Below are 24,521 nucleotides of genomic sequence, written 5' to 3' on the forward strand. Positions count from 1 at the left end.
ACCCTCTAGGTTGCCTTTAAGGCAATTTGAGGCAATAGGGCGGCAGCTTTATTTCGCGCGATATGGTCAACGGAAATCGCATCATCCGCCGAGTGCAGTGGTGGCTGATTCCCTGACTTGATCCAATCGTTCATCGTCGCCTCGACCAGCCGGGCGATCGCGCCGAACTTGATCTTGCCGGCGATAAACGCGGCGACCGCGATCTCGTTCGCAGCGTTGTAGACCGTCGTCGCGCCGTGCCCCATCCGCAACGCCTCGTAGGCCAGCCGCAGCCCCGGGAAGCGCTCAAAATCCGGCGCCTCAAAGGTGAGCTGTCCGATCTTGGCGAGGTCGAGCTTGGCGGACGGGCCGACGACGCGGTCGGGCCAGCCGAGGCAATGCGCGATCGGGATCCGCATATCGGGCGTGCCGAGTTGGGCGACCACCGAGCGATCGGAGAACTCGACCATGCCGTGGATGATCGACTGCGGGTGCACCAGCACGTCGATTTCGTCGGGCGTCAAAGCGAACAGATAGGACGCCTCGATCACCTCGAGACCCTTGTTCATCATCGAGGCGGAATCGATCGTGATCTTCTGCCCCATGCTCCAATTCGGATGCTTCAGCGCCTGTTCCAGCGTCGCCTGCTCGATGTCGGCGGGCGCCCAGGTACGGAACGGGCCGCCGGACGCGGTGATGATCACCCGCGTCAGTTCCTCGCGGTTGCCGGAAGCCAGCGCCTGGAATAGCGCATTGTGCTCGGAGTCCGCCGGCAGGATGCAGGCGCCGGCCTTCCTCGCCCGCTCCATGAAGATATCGCCGGCGCAGACCAAACATTCCTTGTTGGCCAGCGCGACGGTGGCGCCACGATCGACTGCGGCAAGTGCGGGCTTCAGCCCGGCCGCGCCGCTGACCGCCGCCATCACCCAATCGGCCGGCCGCGCGGCCGCGTCGATGATCGCGCTCTCCCCGGCCCCGCATTCGGTCCGGGTTCCGGTCAGCGCGTCCTTCAGCTCCGAAAGCTTCGCCGGATCGGCAATGGCGGCGAACCGCGCGCCGAATTCCTTGGCCAGCTTGGCGAGGCCCTCGACATTGCTGTTCGCGGTCAGCGCCTCGACCCGGTAGCGGTCGCGCGCGCCGCGCAGCAAATCCATGGTGCTGTCGCCGATCGAGCCGGTGGCACCGAGGACGGTTACAGTGCGCGCGGCGGATGCCGCCGCGGCCTTGTTGTTACGCAACGGAACTGCGCTCATCTCATCACCAAACCATAAGACCGCGCCCGACGCCATCGGCGCCACCACGGAGAAAGCCGAAAATCGCCGCCACAATGACGGCCGCGACAAATCCGTCCAGGCGGTCCAGGAGGCCGCCGTGACCGGGAATGATGTGACTCGAATCCTTTACGCCGAACCGCCGCTTCACCGCGGATTCGAAGAGATCGCCAAGTTGCGAGACCACCGACAACACGGCGCCGAGCATCAAGAGCGGACCGGTCGAGCCGATCTCAAAGGCGGCAAAGCCGGCAGCGACCAGCAGGCTCGCCCCGAAGCCGCCAACCGCGCCCGCCCATGTCTTCTTCGGGCTGACCCGCACCCAGAGCTTCGGCCCGCCGATACTGCGGCCCGCGAAGTAGCCGCCGATATCGGTGACCCACACGATCAGCAACACGAACATCAGCGCGGCAAAGCCCTTCGCCGTGTCGAGGCGCAGCAGGACCGATGCGATCTCGGCCCCTGCCGCATAGAGCAGTCCCGCAATGGCCCAGTTGCGCCGCGCGCCGGACGTCAGTGCCACAACAACCGCACCGGCGGCGAGCACGATCAGGGCCGCATCGATACGGCCGGCCATCAGGCATAGTCCGGCGAGCAGCAACGCGACCACGCCGGGCACCACGACACGGAGCTCGCGTCCGAGTCCGGTGACAACAAGCCATTCCGCGAACAATCCGGCCGCCGCCAATGTCACGAGGAGCGACCAGGCGACGCCGCCCATATAGGCCAGCGCGATCGCAACCGGCGCCAGCACCAGCGCCGCAATCACGCGCATCGCGAGATTGCGCGACCCCTGCTCGTTTGCTGCCGCCGGCGCGGCCTCGCCCTCGGTCACGATCCGGTTTTCGCAGCGAGCCCGCCGAACCGGCGCTCGCGCTTGCCGTATTCCGCAATCGCGCCTTCGAGCGCCGCCTTGTCGAAATCCGGCCAGTGAATCGGCACGAACACGAGTTCGCTATAGGCGGCCTGCCACATCAGGAAGTTGGACAGACGCTGCTCGCCGCTGGTGCGGATAATCAGATCCGGATCCGGAATGTCGGGCGCATCGAGATATTGCCCGAGCGTGTCGGCATCGATGGAGTTGGCGTCGCGCTTGCCTTCGGCGACCTCGCGCGCAAGGCGCCGCGCCGCGGCGGCGATCTCCGCCCGCGAACCATAGTTGAAGGCGACCACAAGGCTGAGCTTGACGTTGTTCTTCGTCAGCTCCTCTGCCTCGTTGAGCAGCGCGCAGATGTCGGCGTCAAGCCCGTCACGCTCGCCGATCACGCGCACCCGCACCCCGTCACGATGCAGCGTCGCCAGATCGTTGCGGATGAAGCGGCGCAACAGGCCGAACAGATCGCCGATCTCGCTCGCGGGCCGCGACCAGTTTTCCGAGCTGAAAGAAAAAATGGTGAGATAGACGATGCCGAGTTCATGGGCCGCACGCACCACGCGGCGCAGCGCTTCGACGCCGCGGCGATGGCCCTCGACGCGCGGCAAGCCGCGCGAAGCGGCCCAGCGCCCGTTGCCGTCCATGATGATGGCCACATGCAACGGACTGCCGGAGCGATCCGGTCCGTCAGCTGCTGGGGCGGCGGCGTTCGACATCGGCTCGTTCCCGTAGCGCCTTCAGACCGTCAGGATTTCCTTTTCCTTGGCGGCAAGCAGCTGATCGACTTCGGCGATCACGCCGTCGGTCGCCTTCTGCACCTCGTTCGACAGGCGCTCCTGATCGTCCTCGGAGATCTCGTGATTCTTCTCGAGCTTCTTGATCACGTCGAGGCCGTCGCGGCGCACGTGGCGTACCGCGACCTTGGCCGCTTCCGCGTATTTGTGCGCGACCTTGACGAGCTCCTTGCGGCGCTCCTCGTTGAGTTCGGGAATCCGCAAGCGCAGCACCTGTCCTTCGGTCGCCGGCGACAGGCCGAGGTTGGAGTCGACGATTGCCTTCTCCACGGCCTTGACCATCGTCTTGTCCCAGACCTGCACCGAGAGCAGGCGCGGCTCGGGCACGCTAATGGTGGCAACCTGGTTGAGCGGCATATGCGAGCCGTAAGCCTCGACCTGGACCGGCTCCAACATAGAGGCCGCGGCACGGCCGGTGCGCAGGCCGCCGAGCTCGTGCTTGAGCGATTGCGTGGCGCCCTGCATGCGGCGCTTGACGTCGTTGATGTCAAAACCAGCTGCGGCCATGACGTTTCTCCCTTTCACTAGAAACCGGCTGTCGACGCCCTCGGGCCCAAAATCTGGACCCGGAGGCGCGGCAATCAGCCGGCGACGACGGTGCCGTGTCCGGTACCGCGCAGAATCGCACCGATCGAACCGGGCTCCGCGATAGAGAACACGATGATAGGCAGCGACGTCTCGCGGGCAAGTGCGAAAGCGGTCGCGTCCATGACCTTGTAGCCGCCCTCGATCGCCTGCGAATGGGTTAGGCGGTCGAAGCGCTTGGCTTTGGGGTCCTTCTTCGGATCGGCGCTGTAGACGCCGTCGACATTGGTGGCCTTCAGCACCGCCTGCGCACCGATTTCGGCCGCGCGGAGCACGGCGGTGGTGTCGGTCGTGAAGAACGGGTTGCCGGTTCCACCGCCGAGCAGGACGATGCGTCCCTCGGCGAGATATTTGTGCGTTGCACTACGGGTGAACAGCTCGGAAATCTCCGGCATCACGAATGCCGACAAGGTCCGCGCCGGGGTTCCCTTGCGCTCGATCGCCGCCTCCAGCGCGAGGCAGTTCATCATGGTGGCAAGCATACCCATGGTGTCGCCGGTCGGCCGGGAGACGCCGCGCGAGGACACCTCGACGCCACGGACGATGTTGCCGCCGCCGATCACGACGGCGACCTCGATACCGAGGTTGCGGGCTGCGATCAGGTCGTCGGCGATGCGATCGACCGTCGGTTGATCGATACCGAACCCGTGGGAGCCGGCCAGATATTCGCCGGACAGCTTGATCACCACGCGACGATAGATCGGCTCAGCCATGATGCGATCGCTTTCTTATCCCGCGCAGGCAGGCCTCCGGCGCGGAGCGCCGGACGCCTTGGTGTCAGCGGTTACTTCTTGCCGCTGGCGGCCGCGACTTCGGCGGCGAAGTCACTTTCCTGCTTCTCGATTCCCTCACCGAGAGCATAGTTCACAAAGCCAGCGATTTTGATCGGCCCGCCGACCTTACCCTCAGCTTCCTTCACCGCCTGGGCAACCGACTTGCCGCTATCGTGGATGAAGGCCTGATCGAGCAGGCAGACCTCCTTGTAGTAGGTCTTCAGGCCGGAATCGACGATCTTCTCGATGACGTTCTCCGGCTTGCCCTGCTGGCGGTACTTGTCGGCCAGCACGTCCTTCTCGCGCTTGACGGTCTCCGGATCGAGCCCGGCCGGGTCGAGCGCCAGCGGCTTCGCCGCCGCGACGTGCATGGCGAGCTGGCGGCCGAGCACCGCGAGCTCGTCGGTCTTGCCGGCGGACTCCAGCGCCACGATCACGCCGATCTTGCCGGCGCCCTCGACGACCGCGTTGTGGACATAGCTCGACACCACGCCCTTGCTCACCTCGAGCGAGGCGGCGCGGCGCAGCGTCATGTTCTCGCCGATGGTCGCGATCGCGTCGGAGATCGCGGTCTCGACGGTGACGTCGCCGACCTTGGCCGCCTTGATCTTCTCGACGTCAGCGCCGTTGTGCAGCGCGACCTGGGCGATCATCTTGACCAGGCCCTGGAACTGCTCATTGCGCGCAACGAAATCGGTCTCCGAGTTGACCTCGACCAGCACGCCCTTGGTGCCGGAAGTCAGCGCGCCGATCAGGCCCTCGGCCGCGACGCGGCCGGCCTTCTTGGCGGCCTTGGAGAGGCCCTTCTTGCGCAGCCAATCCTGCGCTTCCTGCATGTCGCCGTTGTTCTCGGTCAGCGCCGCCTTGCAATCCATCATGCCCGCGCCAGTCGACTCGCGGAGCTCCTTGACCATCGCTGCTGTGATCGTTGCCATCGTTCAATGTCCTTCTTGCCTGTACAGAAACCGCGGCGCCCGATGGCGCCGCTATCTGCGACAGGGAGATCGTTGTTCGTGGAATAGAAGCGGCGGCCGGGCGAGACCCGGCCACGCCGCGTAGCCTTTATTCCGCTTCGGCGAGCGTCTTGGCCTGGGCGACCCAGGCGTCGGCACGGCTCGGCAGACCGACTTCTTCGCCAATCTTGTGCGCGGTGTCGTGGTCGAGCTCGGCGAGCTGCCAGTAGTGGAAGATGCCGAGGTCGTTGAGCTTCTTCTCGATCGCACCGGACACGCCGGTGAGCTTCTTGAGGTTGTCGGCGGTGCCGCGCGGGCCGGCGAGGCCCTGGAAGCCGGACGGCGCGGCCGCCGGAAGGTCTTCCTGCACGGGCGTCGCCGACGCGCCGATGTCGATTCCGGAATCGCCCTGAGCGCGCGAGATGCCGTCGATGGCGGCGCGCGCCACGAGATCGCAATACAGCGAGATCGCGCGGCCGGCGTCGTCATTGCCCGGCACCACATAGGTGATGCCCTTCGGGTCCGAATTGGTGTCGACGATCGCCGCGACCGGGATGTTGAGCCGCTGGGCTTCCTGGATCGCGATGTCTTCCTTGTTGGTGTCGATCACGAAGATCATGTCGGGAAGGCCGCCCATGTCCTTGATGCCGCCGAGCGAACGGTCGAGCTTGTCGCGCTCGCGCTGCAGCGTCAGCCGCTCCTTCTTGGTGTAGGAGTTGGCTTCGCCCGACGACAGCACGTCGTCGAGATGACGCAGGCGCTTGATCGAGGCCGAGATCGTCTTCCAGTTGGTCAGCGTGCCGCCGAGCCAGCGCGAGTTGACGAAGTACTGCGCCGAACGCTTGGCAGCGTCGGCAACACCGTCCTGGGCCGAGCGTTTGGTGCCGACGAACAGGATGCGGCCGCCCTTGGCGACGGTATCGCTGACCGCCTGCAGGGCACGGTGCAGCATCGGCACGGTCTGCGCGAGGTCGATGATGTGGATGTTGTTGCGGGCGCCGAAGATGTAATCCTGCATCTTCGGATTCCAGCGGTGGGCCTGGTGGCCAAAGTGAACGCCAGCTTCAAGCAACTGACGCATAGAAAAATCGGGTAGCGACATAGTGATAATTCTCCGGTTGGTTCCTCCGGAAACGTGTGAGCAAACGCGCCTGAATGGCCCGGTTACCACCGGACGGCCTTGAGAGCCATGTTTCCGTGTGAGATGGCGCGCTATATAGCGCGATTTGCGCCAGAAGCAAGGAAATACGGCCGGTTACACCGGCCGGCCGGGCACAAATCGTGCCGAAACGGCCCTGTTTGGCGCCCGGAGTCCCCAGTTTACAGGGTCTGCACGTCGACCACGCCGGCAACCGCCTTGATCGCGCCGGCGATCTGCGGCGAGACCTTGTAGCGGCCGGGCAGCTTCATCTCCACCTCGGTTTCGAGGTCCAGCATCATCACCAGCGAGACGTCGCCATCGGCCCCCGCCGCCGGTGGCGGCGCGGCGGCCGGCTTCACGGCCGGTGCCTTTGCGGCGCCGCCCGGGGCAGGCGCGGCTTCCGGCATGTTGAGCCGGCGGGCGATCGACTCCAGCGGCTTGGTGTCGCGCACGAAGATCCGCAGGCCCTTCTGCGTCTTGGCCGCGGCGTGATCCAGCGGCTCGGCGTGCAGCACCCTCGCCCGCACGTCCTCGCCCTGCAGCTCGGCGCCGAGCTGCAACAGCACGGCCGCTCCCGGTTCGAGCACGTCGCGGTATTGCGCAAGGCCTTCCGAGAAGAGCACCGCTTCGAAATGGCCGGTCGGGTCCGACAGGCCCATGATGCCCATCTTGTTGCCGGTCTTGGTGCGGCGCTCCATGCGGGACACGACGGTTGCCGCGACCTTGCCGGCGGTGGCGCCGGTCTTCACCGCGCGCGAGAACTCCGCCCAGGACTGCACGCGCAGCCGCTTCAGCGCGGTGGCGTAGTCGTCGAGCGGATGGCCCGACAGGAAAAAGCCGATGGCGTCGTATTCGCGCCGCAGCCGGTCGGCGGGCAGCCACGGCTCGATCTGCGGCAGCATGATGCTCGGCGCATCCGCCGCGCCGCCGAACATGTCGTTCTGGCCCGAGGTCGCCGCCTCATGGCTGCGCTGGCAGGCGGCGAGGATCGCATCGGCGCCGGCGAAGACGCGCGCGCGGTTCGGCTCCAGCGTGTCGAAGGCGCCGGCCGCCGCAAGGCTCTCGATGATCCGCTTGTTGACGGCGCGCGGGCTCACCCGCGCGGCGAAATCGGCGAGCGAGGTGAAGGCGCCCTTCTTGTTGCGCTCCTCGATGATCTGCTCGACCGCCTGGATGCCGACGCCCTTCAGCGCCGCCAGCGCGTAGTAGATCGTGTTGTCGCTGACCTCGAAGGTCGCGCCGGAGCGATTGATGTTGGGCGCCTCGACCTTGATGCCGAGCCGCTGCGCCTCGGAGCGGAATTCGGACAGCTTGTCGGTGTTGTTGAGTTCGAGCGTCATCGACGCCGCCAAAAACTCGACCGGGTAGTGCGCCTTCATATAGGCGGTGTGGTACGACACCAGCGCATAGGCCGCCGCGTGGCTCTTGTTGAAGCCGTAGTCGGCGAACTTGGCGAGCAGCTCGAAGATCGTCTCGGCCTGGCCCTTCGCCACGCCGTTCTTCATCGCACCGTCGACGAAGATGTCGCGCTGCTTGTCCATCTCGGCGCGGATCTTCTTGCCCATCGCGCGGCGCAGCAGGTCGGCCTGGCCGAGCGAGTAGCCCGCCATCTGCTGCGCGATCTGCATCACCTGTTCCTGATAGATGATGACGCCGAAGGTCTCCTTCAGGATCGGCTCCAGGATCGGATGCAGATATTCCGATTCCTCGTCGCCGTGCTTGCGCGCGCAATAGGTCGGGATGTTCGCCATCGGGCCCGGGCGATACAGCGCCACCAGCGCGATGATGTCCTCGAAGCGGTCCGGCCGCATGTCGATCAGCGCGCGCCGCATGCCCTGGCTTTCCACCTGGAACACGCCGACGACATCGCCCCGCGCCAGCATCTGATAGCTCGGCGCATCGTCGATCGGCAGCGTCGCGAGATCGACATGGACGTTGCGCTGCTTGAGCAGCTTCACCGCGACGTCCAGCACGGTCAGCGTCTTCAGGCCGAGGAAGTCGAATTTCACGAGGCCCGCCGGCTCGACCCATTTCATGTTGAATTGGGTGACCGGCATGTCGGATTTCGGATCGCGGTAGAGCGGCACCAGCTCGCTCAGCGGCCGGTCGCCGATCACGATACCGGCGGCATGCGTCGAGGCATGGCGCGTCAGGCCTTCGAGACGCTGCGCGATATCGAACGCACGCGCCACCACCGGATCCTCGTCGCGGAACGCCTGCAGCTTGGGCTCGCCCTCGATCGCCTGCGCCAGCGTCACCGGCGCTGCGGGATTCTGCGGCACCAGCTTGGTCAGCTTGTCCACCTGCCCATAGGGCATCTGCAGCACGCGCCCGACGTCGCGCAGCACGCCGCGCGCCTGCAGCGTACCGAAGGTGATGATCTGCGCCACCTGGTCGCGGCCGTAGCGCTCCTGCACGTACTGAATCACCTCGCCGCGGCGGTCCTGGCAGAAGTCGATGTCGAAGTCCGGCATCGAGACGCGTTCGGGATTGAGGAAGCGCTCGAACAGCAGCGCAAACCGCATCGGATCGAGGTCGGTGATGGTCAGCACCCAGGCGACCAGCGAGCCGGCGCCGGAGCCGCGGCCCGGCCCGACCGGAATGCCCTGCGCCTTCGCCCATTTGATGAAGTCGGAGACGATCAGGAAGTAGCCCGCGTATTTCATGCGGGTGATGACGTCGAGCTCGAAGGCAAGCCGCTTGCTGTAGTCCTCTTCGGTCATTCCCGGCGAGAGACCGTGCACCCGCAGGCGATTCGCGAGCCCCTCCTCGGCCTGGCGCTTCAGCTCGGCGGCCTCGTCGGCGGCGGCATCGGCGCTGGCGGCGGCACCCACCGTGAAGAACGGCAGGATCGGCTTGCGGGTCTTCGGCCGGAACGAGCAGCGCTCGGCGATCTCCACCGTCGAGGCCAGCGCCTCCGGGATGTCGGCGAACAGCACCGCCATTTCCGCGCGGGTCTTGAAGCGGTGATCCGGGGTCAGTTGCTCGCGGTTGGTCTCGGCAATCAGATGGCCGCCGGCGATGCAGAGCAGCGCGTCATGCGATTCGTAGTCGTCATTGCTGGCAAAATACGGCTCGTTGGTCGCCACCAGCGGCAGGCCCTTGCTGTAGGCGAGATCGATCAGGCCGCCTTCGGTGCGGCGTTCCTTGTCGGCGCCGTGGCGCTGCAATTCGATGTAGAGGCGATCGCCGAACAGGCCGGCCAGGCGTTCGCAGCGGGTGATCGCCAGCGCCGCCTGCTCGGCCCGGAGCGCCAGCGCGATCGGGCCGTCGGGGCCGCCGGTCAGCGCGATCAGGTCCTCGGCGTCGTCGATGAGCCAATCGAACTTGATGTGCGGGGTCTGGTTGACCGGCGTCTCCAGGAACGCCCGCGAGTTCAGCCGCATCAGGCTGCGGTAGCCGCGCTCGCGCGCCGCCAGCAGCACGATTCGCGCCGGGCCCGTCGTCGCAAGGATGCTCCGCGTATTCGGATCGACGTCGCCGAAATCCACCGCCAGCTCGCAGCCGACGATCGGCTGGATGCCGTAGCCGGCCATCTTGTCCGAGAATTCCAGTGCGCCGAACATGTTGTCGGTATCGGTCAGCGCCAGCGCCGGCTGGCGGTCGGCCTTCGCGAGCTCGCCCAGCTTGGCGATCTTGATCGAGCCCTTCAGCAGCGAATAAGCGGAATGAACGTGAAGGTGAACGAATCCGGCATTCGGCATGACTGCTTACGGAATCTCTTGAGTCAGGGATGGAGCGAGCGCCAGGGCCGGAACTCGAAAGTGTCAGACCCGACTCGCAATCCCATGGTGGGGCCTGACCCCTGCCAAGTCCACGCCGAACGCGGCGTGGCGGCAAGTCCTCCTGCTTTTCCCCAGGGGCAGACCATGCCGCCGGCGATGCCCCTGTCCCCGCGGGCGCATTTTCAGAATTGGGTGATCAGCTGGGCCCACACCGCGATCATCCCGACGAACAGCGTGATCGATGCCAGCGCTGCAGCTTCTTGCACGAAAATCTTCAACATGGCCGCTCTCCCTGAACCGGAACGTATGCAGAACATTGTTCCTTTTTTGTTCTAGGTGTCAAGCAATGCCGGCGACCCAGTTCGAGAAGTGACCCCTGTGGTTAATTCCTGAGCGGCCGACGTCTCGCCGCCGACAGTGATCCGGATGGCGAACTCGTCTTGAGCCTCCGGGGAGCTAGTTACCGCAGCAATTCCCAGCCTGCCTGGGAGGGCAAAGGACCGTTCCGTATGAGCAAAACACGCAGCAATCTCCTGCTTTCGGTTTCAGGCGAGTGCCGCAGCCCTTGCAATCATAGAAGAACTGGCAGGCGTCGGTCGGCATCGTCTCGATGGAGACATGGCCGCAGGACGGGCACGTCAGTTGGGAAGTCAGCTGCAGGTCCGTCATGCCGCGAATATGCGGCGTTGACCGTTCGGTCGGAAGGCCTCGTCCAATCAAATCCGACCCGAATCCCGAAGCGGACGGGCAAAGCCCGTCCCCTGCTCCTGGCCGACGGGCCGGCGCCGCCAGGCCAACAAAAAACCCCGGGCCGAAGAAGCCCGGGGTTTTCGATGCCGCTTGAATTAAGCGAGCGATCAGTACTTCGCGATGACCGGGCCACCGAACTTGTAGTTCAGACGGCCCAGGACCATGTCGGTGTCGCCACCGGTGTGGAAGCCGGTCACGGCAACACCAGCCGGGGTCACGAAGGTCGCGCCATGGGTGTCTTCGAAGATGTGGTTGTACTCGACGCCGAGCGACCAGCCCTGCGAGAAGGCGAATTCGAGGCCAACACCGACCGTCGGGCTCCAACGGGTGTCGAAGCCGGTCTCGGACGCCAGATTGCCGGCCGCGTTGAGGAACTGGAAGTTGCGATCGGTGACCGCAGCACCGCCCTTGGCGTACAGCAGGACGTTGTTCCAGGCGTAGCCGATCTGACCGGTGAACAGGCCGAACGCATCAGTCTTCGAGCGAACGATGCCGCCCGGGACGACCAGATTGCCGGTGCTGCCGGAGAAGTCAGCCCAGTTGCCCTGAGCTTCCAGACCGAACACCCAGCCGCCGGCCTGCCAGCGGTAGCCGATCTGGCCACCGACGGTGCCGCCGTTGGCGTCGTAGCTTCCGACGCCGCCGAAGCCGTCGACCGAACGGTTGTCGTGGCTCTGGCCCCAACCACCGTTGATACCGATGTAGAAGCCAGTCCAATCATAAACAGCGGCAACCATGGGCGGCGGAGCCTTGGTGTAAGGGCGAGCCGCGAGGTCAGCCGCGGAGGCAGCAGTCGCGCTGAGCGCGAGCATGCTGGCGGTGACAAGCAAAATCTTTTTCATTTTCCCGTTCCAACTTTTTCTACAGGCCCCCAAGGCCGCGAGACACCGTCATAGCAGCCCCCGGCGGAATTGCTGTAACTTCGCGGCAACAGGCAGGGCCAAACGACTTCGCTCAAATTTGAAGTTAATACTGTATTACGGGCACTTCCTGGAGTTTTTGCCACATAGTTGCCGCACAATCTTCACAATTCGGATCTGCGTGCGCAGCTGGGCGCAAGATCGTTGACCGGAACCGGCTTGTCCGATTTGGATCGTCGCCAGGGTCGAATCTTCGCAGCAAAAGGAATGCAGATGCGGACGATGATTCTTGCTGCTGCGGCATCGGTGGCTGCACTTGCAACGCTGGGGACTGCGCCCGCGCATGCCGTCGGCGTGCGTTACCCGTTCTGCATTCAAGGCGACCGCTATCCCGGCCTGAGCAACTGCTCCTATCCATCGTATGAGGCGTGCTTGGCCACCGCTTCGGGCATCGGGCAGAACTGCATCGCCAACCCCTATTATGCCGGCGACAACGACCCGCGCTCGTATCTTCACGTGTCCCCGCGGGACCGCCGTGAGGGCAATTTCTTCGACCTGTTCATCCACTGATACGCTCGGTCCGGCAACCCCGGCGCGGGAATGTGAGTTGATCCGGCGCTGCGCACAGGTGCCTATTCGCGTGCGCTCGGCATCAGCATTGCCGGCGCCGACGAGGAGATTTCTGATGCGCAGTCTGATTCTGGCACTCTTGCCGACACTCCTGGCCTTGGCAGCCGCGCCGGCCAGCGCCCAGAAATACGATTCGACCTCGCCGGTCTGCAAAACCAACTACCGATGGGGCGGTGAGGATACCGACTGCGGCTACACTTCGATCGCGCAGTGCCAGGCTTCGGCGTCCGGCCTCGCGGCGATCTGCATCAACAACCCCTATTATGCCGGGCCGCCGATCGACAGGCAGCCGAGAGCATCCGGCAGACGGCCTCGCCCCGCTTATTGAGCCAGAAGCATTTCGTTCCGATCGAAGCGACACGGAAAAAGGCTCCGGATTCTCTCGTCTTAGCGCGGCTTCTTCACGCGCACCGCTAGCCAGTTCACGCGACGGCGCACTATTCGAGCTCGACAACCTGTCCGTTCGACAGCGACACCCGGCGATCCATTCGCGCGGCGAGATCCAGATTGTGAGTCGCGATCAGCATCGCGACCCGGGTCGCCTTCACGAGTTGCATCAGCGCGTTGAAGACGTGGTCGGCCGTGCCGGGATCGAGATTGCCGGTCGGCTCGTCCGCGAACAGTACCCGGGGCGCGTTGGCAACCGCGCGCGCGATCGCGACACGCTGCTGCTCGCCGCCCGAGAGCTCGGCTGGGCGATGGGTGATGCGATCGCCGAGCCCGAGATAGGAGAGAATCTCGGTCGACCGTTTCACGGTTTCGGAGCGTTTGAGGCCGCGAATCATCTGCGGCAGCATGACGTTCTCGAGCGCCGAGAACTCCGGCAGCAACCGGTGCGATTGATAGACGAAGCCGATATCGGAACGGCGAATCTGGGTGCGGTCGACGTCGGACATCTGCGAGGTCGGCGTGCCCGCGACATAGACTTCGCCGTCATCGGGGGTCTCCAGCAGGCCCGCGATGTGCAGCAATGTCGACTTGCCGGATCCCGACGGCGCCACCAGCGCCACCGATTGACCGGGCCACAGCGCGAGATTGGCGCCGTTCAGGACGGTCAGCGTCGCTTCGCCCTGCCGGTATTCCCGCTTGATGTCATGAAGATAGACGACCGGTGTGTCTTCCGCCCCCTCCGCCATGTGCGCTCCTTATTCGTACCGGAGCGCGTCGACCGGATCGAGGCGCGCGGCGCGCCACGACGGGTAGAGCGTCGCAAGGAAGGACAGCGTCAGCGCCATGATCACGACGGCGAGCGTCTCGCCAAAATCGATTTCAGCAGGCAGCTTCGACAGGAAATACAGCGTCGGATCGAACAATTCCGTGTTGGTGAGCCACGACAGGAATTGCCTGATGGTTTCGATGTTGAAGCAGATCAGCAAGCCGACCAGCAGACCGACCAGCGTGCCGACGACGCCGATCGATGCGCCGGTGATCAGGAATATCCGCATGATCGAGCCCTGCGAGGCGCCCATGGTCCGCAGAATCGCGATGTCCTGGCCCTTGTCCTTCACCAGCATGATCAGTCCCGAGACGATGTTGAGCGCCGCGACCAGCACGATCATGGTCAGGATCAGGAACATCACGTTGCGTTCGACCTGAAGCGCGTTGAAGAAGGTCGAATTGCGCTGCCGCCAGTCGACCAGGAAGACCGGCCGGCCGGCCGCCTCGGTCACCAGCTTGCGATAGGTCTCGATCTTGTCCGGATTGGTGGTGAACACCTCGATCGAGGACACGTCGTTGTTGCGGTTGAAATAGGCCTGCGCCTCGGTCAGCGGCATGAACACGAAGGTCGAATCATATTCCGACATGCCGATCTCGAACACCGCAGTAATCTTGTAGGGTTTGATGCGCGGCGTGGTGCCCATCGGCGTCACCGCGCCCTTCGGCGAAACCAGCGTGATCATGTCGCCGGCATGCAGCGAAAGCTGGTCGGCGAGGCGGCGACCGATCGCGACGCCCTGCCCCTCATCGAAACCCTCGAGCGAGCCTTGTTTGATGTTCTTGGCGATCGAGGTGAGGTTGTTGAGATCGTCGGCGCGAATGCCGCGGATGAAGACGCCGGCGGCGTTGAACGGCGATGAACCGAGCCCCTGCCCGTCCACCACCGGCGCGGCGAGGCGAATGCCCTGCACCTGGCTGATGCGGTCGGCGACATCCTTCCAGTCGGTCAGCGGCGATTCCAGCGGCTGCACCAGAATATGTCCGTTGAGGCCGAGGATCTTGTCCAGCAACTCCTTGCGGAAGCCGTTCATGACCGCCATCACCACGATCAGCGTGGCGACGCCGAGCATGATGCCGAGGAACGAAAAGCCGGCGATGACCGAAATGAACCCTTCCTTGCGGCGCGCGCGCAGATAGCGTCCGGACAGCAGCCATTCGAATGGCGCAAAGGGCGGGGTACGGACTGGCTCGCTCATGGTCTCATCCATCTGTCGATAATCCCATGATTCGGGCCAAATGTGGCCGGATTACCCCGCCGATCAGCGCGGCGTGAATAAACTTTAACCCGCGAGCTTCGCGACCACGTCGGCGGGGCTCATATTGTCGCGTGAGCCGTCGCTGCGACGCTTCACTTCGACCTTGCCGTCCGCAAGCCCCTTGGGTCCGACCAGAATCTGCCACGGGATGCCGATCAGATCGGCCGCGGCGAACTTGGCGCCGGCACGCTGGTCGGTGTCGTCGTAGAGCACGTCGACGCCCTTCGCCGAGAGCTCGCGATAAAGCTGCTCGCAGGCGCCATCGACCGCGGCATCGCCCTGCTTGAGATTGAGGATCGCGGCGCGGAACGGCGCGACGGCCTCGGGCCATTTGATGCCGGCGTCATCGTGACACGCTTCGATGATCGCGCCGACCAGACGCGACACGCCGACGCCGTAGGAGCCGCCATGGATCGGCACGTCGACGCCGTCGGGACCGGCCACCATCGCCTTCATGGTCTCGGAATATTTGGTGCCGAAATAGAAGATCTGGCCGACCTCGATGCCGCGCGTGTTCAGCCGCTTTGCCTCAGGCACTTCCTGTTCGAAGCGCGCAGCCTCGTGGACGTCCTCGGTCGCGGCGTAGACCGAAGTCCACTGCTTGATGATCGGCGTCAGATCACCGTCATAATCGACGTCCGCGCCCGGCACCGGCAGGTCCAGCACATCGCGGTTGATGTAGACGCCGGACTCGCCGGTCTCCGCGAGCACGATGAATTCGTGGCTGAGGTCGCCGCCGATCGGGCCGGTCTCGGCCCGCATCGGGATCGCCTTGAGGCCCATCCGCGCAAAGGTGCGCAAATAGGCCACGAACATCTTGTTGTAGGAGCGCCGCGCGCCGGCCTCGTCGAGGTCGAACGAATAGGCGTCCTTCATCAGGAACTCGCGGCCGCGCATCACGCCGAAGCGCGGACGCTGCTCATCGCGGAATTTCCACTGGATGTGGTAGAGGTTGAGCGGCAGGTTCTTGTAGGACTTGATGTAGGAGCGGAAAATCTCCGTGATCATTTCCTCGTTGGTCGGCCCGTACAACAGCTCGCGCTTGTGACGATCGAGGATGCGCAGCATCTCCGGGCCGTAGGCGTCGTAGCGGCCGCTTTCGCGCCAGAGATCGGCGAGCTGCAGCGTCGGCATCAAGAGCTCGAGCGCGCCGGCGCGGTCCTGTTCCTCGCGAACGATCTGCTCGATCTTCTTCAGCACCCGGAAGCCGAGCGGCAGCCAGGCATAAATGCCGGCAGCCTCCTGCCGCATCATGCCCGCGCGCAGCATCAGCCGATGCGAGACGATCTCCGCCTCTTTCGGGTTTTCTTTCAGGATGGGCAGGAAAAACCGCGACAATCGCATGGCGTTACTCGGGAATCAGGAAAGCGTGGGAAGAGCTGCAGTGAAACCGGATCGGCTGTGAAAACACAAGGCCGCCAAATAAGAAAAACCTTTCAAATCAGGCGATTTTCGGCCATTTGAACGAATTGCGTACCATCGAAGTGCCCAGCGCGCCGACCGCGGCTTTACCTGACCTCGAAATCGTCTTCCAGCGTCACTTTCTTGAAATCGGTCACCAAGGCGTCGATCTGCATGTGCCAGCGGCCCGGCACCGGCAACGGCACCTTGCGCACGTGCCAATAGCCATCGGCACCGCGCGCGGCGGCGCGTTCCATCGGTTCGATGCCGCGCTCGGGCAAGCTCAGCGTCAGCGTCGCCTCCTTGGCCGTCAACGGGCTGGCATCGCCGTTCATCAGCTGCAGCACGAAGTCATTTTGCCCGACCTTGCCCGGCGCGATCAGCACCTGGAACATCGCGGCATCGGTGTGAATGTGGACCGCGAGCGGAACATCGGCCGACATCGCCAGCACGCGCGGCGGCGGCGTGAAGCGCCAGAGTGCAACGAGGCCGAGAATGGCGATCATCAGCACGAATTCCAGCGCGATCGAGCGCTGCAGCGGCCGTGTCCGATGAAACTCGCGCGCGATGGCCGGCGTGAACACCAACCGGTTCAGCGCAGCGAGCCCGAGCAACAACACCACCAGCACCAGCTTCGCAACCAGGATGTTGCCGTACCCGGTGTCGATCAGCGCGTGAAAACTGTCGAGCTGGACGATCGCGAGCGCCAGGCCCGACAAGGCGATCAACGCGACGACCGGCACCGCGATCGTCGAAAAATGCCGCAGCACCCGCAGCAGCGAATCCTTGCGCTGCCAGGCAAGCACCGCCAGCGGCGCGAGCGCGCCCATCCAGAACGCCACGCCCACGCCATGGATGAATAGCGCGGCTCGCGTCAGCCATTGCGGCGAAGCGGTGGCGGCGTGGCCGCTGACCGCAAACGACAGCCCGACACAGATCATTGCGGTCGCGGTGCGGGTGAAAGCTGCACCGAACGACGGGCTGCGCCAGGCGATCGCCGCGATTAGCATCGCGGCGATCGCGAGCAGCAGCGCGGGAAACAGGCTGGTAGCGCGCGGCGCTGGCCCATGCCGCCCACGTCACGATGCCCGAGAGCGGCAGGTTCAAGAGGTCGACACCCTGCAAGCCAAGCGACGCGATCGCGCCGACAAGGCCGATCTTCAGCGACCACATGATCAGCCGTTCGCCGGCCGGGCCCTGCCCGATCCAGGCCGCAAAGAACACGCCGCCGACGCCGGCAAACAGGCCCAGATAGAGCCCGAGCCGCGCCAGCCAGATCAACACATCGAGCACGCCGTCGCTTGACGGCGCCGCCGAGCCGGTGACGACGCCGATCGAAAACAGCAGCGAGCCCGCGACCGGATGGCCATCCTGCGACACCACGCGATAGCTGACCACCTGCGTGCCCTGCGGCAGGCCCGCCGGCAGCGTCACCATCACCGACTGGTCGACGGCGCGGATCGCGACGTCGCGCGGCTTGCCCGCGGCGTCGAGCAGGCTGACCGCCGTCGGCGCCACCGCTTCGTTGAAGCGGAGCACCACCGTCCTGGGTGCTTCAGCCACCACGCTGCCGTCGGCCGGTTCGGCGCCGATCAGGACGGCATGCGCATGGGCTGAGGTCGCAAGACACAGCGCCACGAGCAGCGCTGCGAGGTTTGCGACCAGCCGCATCACTTACGACTTCGGCAGCAGCTTGACGCCGGGCGCCGGTGTCTTGCTGCCATGGTCGTGCCCGCCGCCCTGCCCGTCGGCCGGGATATCGATCCAGCGGCTGACGCCCTGCTCGCACTCCTGCACGACCGGAAAGTACAACGTGGTGTTGGGCTTCAAGGTGTCGGTGAGAAACGTCTGCATCACGAACTCGTCGTAGTTCTGGTCCGCAAGCTTGCCACCGCTCCAGGCGACTTCCTTGACGCCCTCGGAAAGCTTGGCGCCGTGATAGTCGTATTGCGCGGCGTATTTGCCGCTGACCGTATCGAGAGTCCAGCCCGCCTTCGGCATCGGCTTAACTCCGATCACGCCCTCCGGAATCTGCACCCGGATCTTGATTGTCGCCGAGCCCGCGCAGCCATGCGGCACGGCGAACACCGCCTTGTAATACGATCCGACCGCCGCCTGCTTTCCTTCGAGTGTGATATGCGCGATCGCCGGCTGCGCTGCGAGCAGCGCCGCCGTGGCAATGAGGAGCGTCTGTGATCGCATGGCTGCCTCACATCTTCTTCATGTCCATGTGACCGGAATGGTCGCCATGACCGGAATGACCGCCGCCCGGCCCCTGCGCGCCGACGGCCTGCACGTCCAGCGAGACCGAGACCTTGCCGGCCTTTTCGAACTCGAGCGTGACCGGCACCTTGTCGCCCTGCTTCAGCGGATTCTTCAGGTCGAACATCATCAGGTGATAGCCGCCCGGCGCGAGCTTCACGGTCTTGCCGGGCTCGATGGTGAGGCCCTTGTCGAGCGCACGCATCTTCATCACGCCATTGTCCATCGACATCTCGTGGACTTCGATCTTGCCGGCAACATCGCCGGTGCCTGACACCAGCCGGTCGGGCGTCGTCCCCTTGTTCTCGATCGTCAGGTAGCCGCCGCCGATCTTGGCGCCGTTCGGCGTTGCGCGCGTCCAGGCCTGCGTGATCACGAGGTCGCCGGCCTTGACGTCCTCGGCGCGCGCGGACGTCGAGACGAGTGCAGCGGTCAGCCCTGCGAGGGCAAGGATGCGGGGGAGCGTCTTCATGGCGACGGATTTCCTTTCAAGTTGTAATTCAAGTGTCATCGGGTTGCTGCCGACTGGGCGCTGGACCATTTGTTCAGATCGGCGATTTCGGCCGACCCTTCGATCGTCGTGATCGTTCCATCCCTGGCAATCAGCATGGTTCGCGGGATATCGCCTTGCCAGGCCGGATCGATCTCAAATCTCAACCGCTCGGCAAAGCCGTCGTCGAAAATCCAGTTTTCGGCCGCGCCGAGGCCGGCGCGATCCAGCATCGATCGCGTCGCCTCCGGAAGGTTGGGAACCAGATCCGCGCTGATCGTGACGACATCGATTCCGGGATGATCCTTCATGAACTGGCCAAGCTGCGGCAGCTCGACCTTGCATGGTCCGCAGGTCACTCCCCAGAAGTGCACCAGGGTCGGATGACCGGCATGCTCATGCAGCAGCTTTTGCCAGCTGCCGCGTTCAAACGGCCTTGGCGCGCCCTCTCCCGCCGCCAGTGCAGTCGGCAGCGTCGCGAGCAGGATCAGCGCAGCCAGCAGATGACGCTTCATGGTTCGCCCTCGATCGCTTGAAAATGGTAGCCGTCGGCCTTCGTCATCCACGACAGATAGGTCTGCCGGCTGTCCGAGACGAGCAGCGGATGGTCGGAACTGTCGGCGGTATCCGCGATCACCGTTGGCTTCGACCATGTCGCTCCATCGTCGTGCGATGTCATGAGATCGATTGTCGTCTTCTGCCCGTCGAATTCCTTCCAGGCCATGACAAGCCCCTGCGGCCCCGCGATAATCTGCGGCCGTGACGGGCTGCGGTTCGGCTGACCGACCGGAAGCGGATCGGAGAAGGTTTTGCCGCCGTCGCGCGAGCGCGCATAGAACAATCCCTTGCGCGCCTTGCCGTTGGTGTACCACGTCACATGGTAGGTTCCTTCGCGCGATATGGTCAGGCTCGGACCGTGATGCGGACAGGCCGCGATCTGCCAGTCGTCGCGGCTCACCCGATGTATCTCGCCGGGCGTAGCCAGGTCGGAGAATGTCACGATCGCATGGTCGCGCACGCCACCCTCAAAGATGTTCCGGAACACGACCACCGGACGGCCCGCACCATCGAATGCCAGCGCAAGGCGGCAGCACTCGCAGGTGTTGTCGGCGACGAGCCGCGCGTCGGAATAGGTTGCTCCGCCATCTCCCGATGACGCGAAAAACAATCCGGCACCATCATATTTCTGGCCGCGCTGCTGCGCCGGCACGCGGTTGCGCTTGTCGAGCCACGCGGCAAACACCGCCCCCGCAGGATCGAAGCCGATCGCCTCGAACCGTTGGCTCTCATTGTTCGTGGTGATCGGCTTCGGCGCATCGAAACTGCGTCCGCCATCGGTCGATCGCGTGGTCAGCACCTGACCGTTGAAATTCTGATCGCGGAAGATCGAGAAGGCCACAGCGATGTTGCCCTTGGCATCGATCGCAAGCTTCGGCCGCGCATCCGGTCCCCAATCGAGACTGAGCCGCTCCCGGCTGACCTGCACCGGTGTGGAAAAGCTCTTGCCCTGGTCTTTTGAGCTCGCGACGGAGATCTGACCTCCGGCCATCCACGCCAGCCATAATGTCCCATCCCGGCCAAAGGCGGGCGTGACCTTGGTCGCGCAGCGCAGGTCCGTCTCTTCGCAGGCCGCTTCGGAGGCGTGCTGATGGCTCATCTGTGCGACGGCAAGGTTCGGCAAGGCCGCGAGCATGAGCGATGCAAGCAGCGTCAGGGCGACCGGTTTGCGATAGGTCATCGATGCGCTCCTCATTTGAACGCAATCTTCATGCCCGCCACGAAGGCGCGCGGCGATCCGGCATAGATCGAGTTGGTTGAGTTCGCCAGTACGCTCGCGGGATTTTGAATGCCTGCCGCGGTCACCGAATTTGCGATGTTGTTCGCCGACGCCACGTAGGTCCGGTCGAAGACGTTCCTCACCTCGATGTAGAGGTTCAGCGCCTTGAAGTAATCGGAGACGAGATCGGTCTTGTAGTGCAGGTTGAGGTTGACCAGCTCATAGCCCGGCGCCTTCAAGAGGTTGGCGTTGTCCATGTAGAAGCTGTCCTTCCACTGCACTTCGACGAACCCGCCAAATCCCTGAAACTGACCCGACAGCTGGTCGTAGCCTAACCGCGCCGTGAGCTCGTTCGGTGAAATGCCGGGAATCTTGTTGCCGGCGCGATTGAAGCTGAACACCGCGCCGTTCGTGATGTTCTCGACGTATTCCGTGTAGACCTCGTCGAGATAAGTGTAGGCCGCCGAGAACCGCCAGCCCGGCAGGAATTTCCAGTCGGCGGCCAGCTCGACGCCGCGATGCTCCGATCGCGGCGCGTTGAACGTGTAGGAGATGCCCGCAAGCGGCGTGGCCTGAGAAACGAGCTCGTCCTTGAAGAACTCGTAGAAGCCCGTGACGCTGAGCTTGAGCGCGTTGTTCGGTGTCCAGTCGGCACCGACATCGTAACCGAGATTCTTTTGCGTCCGCAGCTGGGTGTTGTTGCCCGAGGCGCCACTCGGCAGGACGAACAAATTGCTGACCTGCGGCGTGCCGTATCCGGTTGCCACTCGTCCACGGACTTGCCACTCGCTGCTCAGCCGGTACAGCAATGCGAGCTCGGGCGCGGTATTCTGGAATTGCCGGTCCGCGGTCGTGATCGCCGTGGTCGTGGTTCCGGCCGCGCCGGCGTAGCTGTAGGCGGTGTTCCGGCCCGTCAGACTGGTGGCCTCCCAGCCAATGCCGGCAACGGCCGTCAGCGCAGACGTGAGCTTCAATTCCTCGCGTGCGCGAACACCGTAATTTGTCGTCGTGCTGAACAAATTGCTCGACAGGCTTCCGAGCGTCGCATTTCCGCCCGGCATTACATTGCGCGTGTCGCTCGACGCGGTGAGCGTATTGTAGAAGCCGCCGAAATAGGTCGTCGAATCCAGCCCAAAAATATCGCCGCGTCTGACGACGTCGCTCATGTAGTTGTAGGACGGGAAGTCGCCGATCGCGCTCGTCGATCCCGTCGGTTGATTGATATTGCGGTCGTCGAAGACGAACTGGTTGCGCCAGGTGGTCTGGTTGTCGAAGTCGTGCTCCCAGCGGCCGCCGACGATGGTACGGCGGTCGTCGCGCCCGAGACCGGCCTGAACCGCGGTCTCCCTGTCGGTCCCGGCCGCCGCGTTGAATCCGTTGTTGAACAACGTCACGGTGGCGCATCCCGGCGCGGCCGTCGCGCCGGTCGTGCAGCCCTGCTGGAACGGGTTCTGGTAGAACTGGTTGAGCGAGGAGCGGATCGGCAGGCGCGTCGTCAGGTCGTTGTTGATCAGCTTCACCGTGAAGCGGTCGTCCGGCGTGACCTGCAGCGTGCCGAGGAAATTAACGGTCTGTGTGTTGAACCAGCTGTTGCCGATGTAGCCGTCGCCGCGCGCGTCGCTCGCGAACAGCGAGGCCTCGAAATTGCCGACCTTCTTGCCCGCCGCGAGATAGTTGTTGAGGTAACCGAAGCTGCCGCCGTCGACGCCATACTCGACGCCGTCGATCTTGCCGCCCGGCCGGGTCCTGAAATTCAGCGCGCCGCCGGTCGCATAATTGCCGTAGAGCGCCGATGACGGCCCGCGGACCACGTCGATGGCGCCATAGGCATGCGGATCGATCAGGTCGCTGCGCGACAGGCCGTCCGGCTGGGTCACCGGGAAACCGTCGTCGAAGATGACGAGGTTGCGGATGCCGAAGCCGTTCCGCGCATTCGACCCGCGGATCGAGATGCCGAAATCACGCGGGCCGTTGCCCTGCTTGATCGAGATGCCCGGACTGTCGCGCAGCACATCGGCGACGGAGAACGCCGGTCGGTTGTCGAACTGGCTGCGGTCGATGGTCGTCTGCGTTTGGCCTGTCGGCGCCCGGTTCAAACCGTCGCGGGTCGCGGCAAGCGTCTCCCCCGGCCTCGCGCCGTCCGCTGGGGCCGCCGTCACGGCTGGCGCTGTCGCCGGCTTCGGCGGCCGCCGCACGGACGCGGCACGAACGCGCGGCTTCTGCGCCGCCGGCTTGGCGCGCACCGCCGTCCGGGGCGCCTCGACGGTGACGGAGGGTAGCTCTGTGCTGGGCGCCTGGGCTTCGGCAGCGGACGGCAATGCGCAAAGCGTCGCGCCCAGCGCGAGCACGCTTGCCGCCTCCAGCGGATGATAGCGAAACATGGATGAATCCTGACACCGGCGCTCCGGCCGGCTTGCTCAAGGGCACTTGCTGGCGCGGGACGCACCGGCAGCGACAAGGTCGTCAGGAAAACAGCGGCGGCGCGCGGGCTTGCGCCGAGAGGCCGGCGCGCGAACGATCGAGCTCGGAGGCGAAATCAAGCCAGGCGATCGGGTTCGGCAGGCGTTCGACGGCCTGGGCCACAACTCGCGGGCTATCAACCGGCGCACCGGTCTGCAGCACGCTGCAGGCCGAGCAGCAGCCGTCATGGGCGTCGTGACTGGTCTGGTCACCCTGCCCCGCTCCGGAGCCGGCATCGCCGTGGCAGATGGTGGCGGCCGCGAGCGGATCGGACGCGGCAAGGCTCGCCGCCCAGCAGGCCCCGATCGGTGCAAGAATCTGCACCAGCAGGGCAACCAAGACGATGGGCAGAAAATTCTTCAGCCGCCGGCGCATCGCAAATCCATCCGCCACGGAACTAACCACCATGGGCGCCGGAAGTCGAGATCGCCGATGCGTCCGGTTTCTTCCAGCCGACGGAAATAACCGAGCGTGGCACTTGCGTCACGGCAACTCCGAAATCAGTCGTATCCCCTTACCCTGCCACGTGTTTTATATCGCCCGTCACAACCGCCGGTGGCGCCATCCCAATCATTTCGCAAATTGCTCGAAAATTGAACAATCGTTGCCGAAAATGATGACAAGCCTGGAAAGATAGTCTACCAATTCGGGCTCAGGCCAGCCGCGAGGTGTGTCCTGGTGGTCCAAGTCTCGGGAGGAGCCCGACGCGCACAAGCAGCGTCACCCCATCAATCAAGATCAAATCGAATTTTTGGGGCAAATAGGGTCGACACAATTTTTGGAGCAGGGCTTTGAGCCCTGCTCTTTTTTTATGTGATGATCGCAATCCGCTATGACTCCATCATCGAATCCGATCGAACGCAGCTTTGAACTCGCAGCCGCGGCTTGCGATGATCTGACACCGTCAGTCTATCGCCGCCTGTTTCGCGAACATCCCGAGACGCAGGCGATGTTTCGCACCGAAGGCAGCGAGCCGGTGAAAGGCTCGATGCTGGCGCTGACGATCGAAGCCATCCTCGATTTCGCGGGGGAGCGCTGCGGACATTTTCGCCTGATCGAATCGGAAGTGTTCTCACACGACGCCTACGGAACGCCGCGCGAACTGTTCGTCGCGTTCTTCGCCGTGATTGCCGACAGCTTGCGTGAAATTCTCGGCGAGCAGTGGACTGCGGAGATCGATGCTGCGTGGCACAAGCTGCTCGGCGACATCGAAGCCATCGTGCTGCAGCAGAAACATCTCGTGGACGAGAGGCCGTAGCATCACCGTTCCGATTGTGACACACTCGCTTTATCCGCGGCGCGTGCAATTGACGCCGACGGTC

24 protein-coding genes and 1 pseudogene are annotated in these 24,521 nt (G+C 64.4%); 4 read left to right on the top strand and 21 right to left on the bottom strand.

What is annotated here, in order from left to right; all coding sequences use genetic code 11:
* Nucleotides 1-5: 5 nt before the first annotated feature.
* From dxr to ACVMDN_RS18030, 10 genes are all read right to left on the bottom strand, one after another.
* Entirely contained in the window at nucleotides 6-1,232 is a 1,227-nt protein-coding gene (gene dxr, locus ACVMDN_RS17985) for a 1-deoxy-D-xylulose-5-phosphate reductoisomerase (protein WP_310884641.1), read from the bottom strand.
* 4 nt (nucleotides 1,233-1,236) lie between these two features.
* Nucleotides 1,237-2,085: a phosphatidate cytidylyltransferase gene (locus ACVMDN_RS17990; protein ID WP_168855889.1), complete on the bottom strand. Its 849-nt coding sequence runs from the start codon at nucleotides 2,083-2,085 to the stop codon at nucleotides 1,237-1,239.
* Entirely contained in the window at nucleotides 2,082-2,840 is a 759-nt protein-coding gene (locus tag ACVMDN_RS17995; RefSeq protein ID WP_057016496.1) for an isoprenyl transferase, read from the bottom strand. The genes ACVMDN_RS17990 and ACVMDN_RS17995 overlap by 4 nt, the downstream gene beginning before the upstream one ends.
* A 21-nt stretch (nucleotides 2,841-2,861) precedes the next feature.
* Entirely contained in the window at nucleotides 2,862-3,425 is a 564-nt protein-coding gene (gene frr, locus ACVMDN_RS18000) for a ribosome recycling factor (RefSeq protein WP_028334007.1), read from the bottom strand.
* Between the two features lie 74 nt (nucleotides 3,426-3,499).
* The gene (gene pyrH, locus ACVMDN_RS18005) at nucleotides 3,500-4,216 is read right to left on the bottom strand and encodes a UMP kinase (RefSeq protein ID WP_310884640.1); all 717 of its coding nucleotides are present in this window, start codon (nucleotides 4,214-4,216) and stop codon (nucleotides 3,500-3,502) included.
* 71 nt (nucleotides 4,217-4,287) lie between these two features.
* Entirely contained in the window at nucleotides 4,288-5,211 is a 924-nt protein-coding gene (gene tsf, locus ACVMDN_RS18010) for a translation elongation factor Ts (protein WP_057016494.1), read from the bottom strand.
* A gap of 127 nt (nucleotides 5,212-5,338) precedes the next feature.
* Nucleotides 5,339-6,331 carry a 30S ribosomal protein S2 gene (locus ACVMDN_RS18015; RefSeq protein WP_057016493.1) on the bottom strand — a complete coding sequence of 331 codons (993 nt, stop codon included), beginning with the start codon at nucleotides 6,329-6,331 and terminating at the stop codon, nucleotides 5,339-5,341.
* Nucleotides 6,332-6,549: 218 nt separating this feature from the next.
* A complete protein-coding gene (gene dnaE / locus ACVMDN_RS18020; protein ID WP_253639765.1) occupies nucleotides 6,550-10,074 on the bottom strand; it encodes a DNA polymerase III subunit alpha in 3,525 nt (1,174 codons plus the stop codon).
* A gap of 477 nt (nucleotides 10,075-10,551) precedes the next feature.
* Nucleotides 10,552-10,755: a GDCCVxC domain-containing (seleno)protein gene (locus ACVMDN_RS18025; RefSeq protein WP_082653734.1), complete on the bottom strand. Its 204-nt coding sequence runs from the start codon at nucleotides 10,753-10,755 to the stop codon at nucleotides 10,552-10,554.
* Nucleotides 10,756-10,952: 197 nt separating this feature from the next.
* Nucleotides 10,953-11,687 (bottom strand): outer membrane protein, encoded by a 735-nt coding sequence (locus ACVMDN_RS18030; RefSeq protein WP_057016491.1) that lies wholly within the window; start codon nucleotides 11,685-11,687, stop codon nucleotides 10,953-10,955.
* Between the two features lie 222 nt (nucleotides 11,688-11,909).
* Between ACVMDN_RS18030 and ACVMDN_RS18035 the strand changes: the two genes are divergently transcribed.
* Together ACVMDN_RS18035 and ACVMDN_RS18040 are read left to right on the top strand one after the other, a co-directional pair.
* Nucleotides 11,910-12,275: a DUF3551 domain-containing protein gene (locus tag ACVMDN_RS18035; protein ID WP_229162689.1), complete on the top strand. Its 366-nt coding sequence runs from the start codon at nucleotides 11,910-11,912 to the stop codon at nucleotides 12,273-12,275.
* Between the two features lie 115 nt (nucleotides 12,276-12,390).
* A complete protein-coding gene (locus ACVMDN_RS18040; protein ID WP_057016489.1) occupies nucleotides 12,391-12,663 on the top strand; it encodes a DUF3551 domain-containing protein in 273 nt (90 codons plus the stop codon).
* Between the two features lie 109 nt (nucleotides 12,664-12,772).
* On the opposite strand, the gene ACVMDN_RS18045 is transcribed toward ACVMDN_RS18040, so the two are convergent.
* From ACVMDN_RS18045 to ACVMDN_RS18060, 4 genes are all read right to left on the bottom strand, one after another.
* A complete protein-coding gene (locus tag ACVMDN_RS18045) occupies nucleotides 12,773-13,471 on the bottom strand; it encodes an ABC transporter ATP-binding protein (protein WP_016840545.1) in 699 nt (232 codons plus the stop codon).
* 9 nt (nucleotides 13,472-13,480) lie between these two features.
* Entirely contained in the window at nucleotides 13,481-14,761 is a 1,281-nt protein-coding gene (locus tag ACVMDN_RS18050; RefSeq protein ID WP_028339647.1) for a lipoprotein-releasing ABC transporter permease subunit, read from the bottom strand.
* A gap of 72 nt (nucleotides 14,762-14,833) precedes the next feature.
* Nucleotides 14,834-16,153, bottom strand: a complete 1,320-nt coding sequence (gene proS / locus ACVMDN_RS18055; RefSeq protein WP_038380332.1) for a proline--tRNA ligase — start codon at nucleotides 16,151-16,153, stop codon at nucleotides 14,834-14,836.
* A gap of 164 nt (nucleotides 16,154-16,317) precedes the next feature.
* On the bottom strand, nucleotides 16,318-17,052 hold the full coding sequence (locus tag ACVMDN_RS18060; RefSeq protein WP_456843649.1) for a copper resistance D family protein: 735 nt from the start codon (nucleotides 17,050-17,052) through the stop codon (nucleotides 16,318-16,320).
* 13 nt (nucleotides 17,053-17,065) lie between these two features.
* Here ACVMDN_RS18060 and ACVMDN_RS18065 point away from each other — a divergent pair, with 13 nt between their 5' ends.
* Complete coding sequence (locus tag ACVMDN_RS18065) at nucleotides 17,066-17,515, top strand: hypothetical protein (protein WP_456843650.1); 450 nt, start codon at nucleotides 17,066-17,068, stop codon at nucleotides 17,513-17,515.
* Nucleotides 17,516-17,602: 87 nt separating this feature from the next.
* On the opposite strand, the pseudogene ACVMDN_RS18070 reads toward ACVMDN_RS18065, so the two are convergent.
* The 7 genes and pseudogenes from ACVMDN_RS18070 to ACVMDN_RS18100 all read right to left on the bottom strand — a co-directional run.
* Nucleotides 17,603-17,881: pseudogene (locus ACVMDN_RS18070) on the bottom strand (copper resistance CopC family protein); the annotation flags it as partial.
* A gap of 3 nt (nucleotides 17,882-17,884) precedes the next feature.
* Nucleotides 17,885-18,412 (bottom strand): YcnI family protein, encoded by a 528-nt coding sequence (locus ACVMDN_RS18075; RefSeq protein ID WP_310884638.1) that lies wholly within the window; start codon nucleotides 18,410-18,412, stop codon nucleotides 17,885-17,887.
* A gap of 7 nt (nucleotides 18,413-18,419) precedes the next feature.
* Nucleotides 18,420-18,944, bottom strand: a complete 525-nt coding sequence (locus ACVMDN_RS18080) for a copper chaperone PCu(A)C (protein WP_168855893.1) — start codon at nucleotides 18,942-18,944, stop codon at nucleotides 18,420-18,422.
* A 35-nt stretch (nucleotides 18,945-18,979) separates the two neighbouring features.
* Nucleotides 18,980-19,477, bottom strand: coding sequence for a TlpA family protein disulfide reductase (locus ACVMDN_RS18085; protein WP_310884637.1), 498 nt, complete (start codon nucleotides 19,475-19,477; stop codon nucleotides 18,980-18,982).
* Complete coding sequence (locus ACVMDN_RS18090; RefSeq protein ID WP_310884636.1) at nucleotides 19,474-20,700, bottom strand: sialidase family protein; 1,227 nt, start codon at nucleotides 20,698-20,700, stop codon at nucleotides 19,474-19,476. Before ACVMDN_RS18090 ends, ACVMDN_RS18085 begins: the two co-directional genes overlap by 4 nt.
* An 11-nt stretch (nucleotides 20,701-20,711) precedes the next feature.
* Nucleotides 20,712-23,120: a TonB-dependent receptor family protein gene (locus tag ACVMDN_RS18095; protein WP_310884635.1), complete on the bottom strand. Its 2,409-nt coding sequence runs from the start codon at nucleotides 23,118-23,120 to the stop codon at nucleotides 20,712-20,714.
* Between the two features lie 82 nt (nucleotides 23,121-23,202).
* On the bottom strand, nucleotides 23,203-23,574 hold the full coding sequence (locus ACVMDN_RS18100; RefSeq protein ID WP_310884634.1) for a DUF2946 domain-containing protein: 372 nt from the start codon (nucleotides 23,572-23,574) through the stop codon (nucleotides 23,203-23,205).
* A gap of 457 nt (nucleotides 23,575-24,031) precedes the next feature.
* On the opposite strand from ACVMDN_RS18100, the gene ACVMDN_RS18105 reads away from it, so the two are divergent.
* Nucleotides 24,032-24,457 carry a globin gene (locus tag ACVMDN_RS18105; RefSeq protein ID WP_253590133.1) on the top strand — a complete coding sequence of 142 codons (426 nt, stop codon included), beginning with the start codon at nucleotides 24,032-24,034 and terminating at the stop codon, nucleotides 24,455-24,457.
* The last annotated feature ends 64 nt before the right edge of the window (nucleotides 24,458-24,521 follow it).

It is taken from the genome of Bradyrhizobium sp. USDA 4510 (assembly GCF_054059095.1).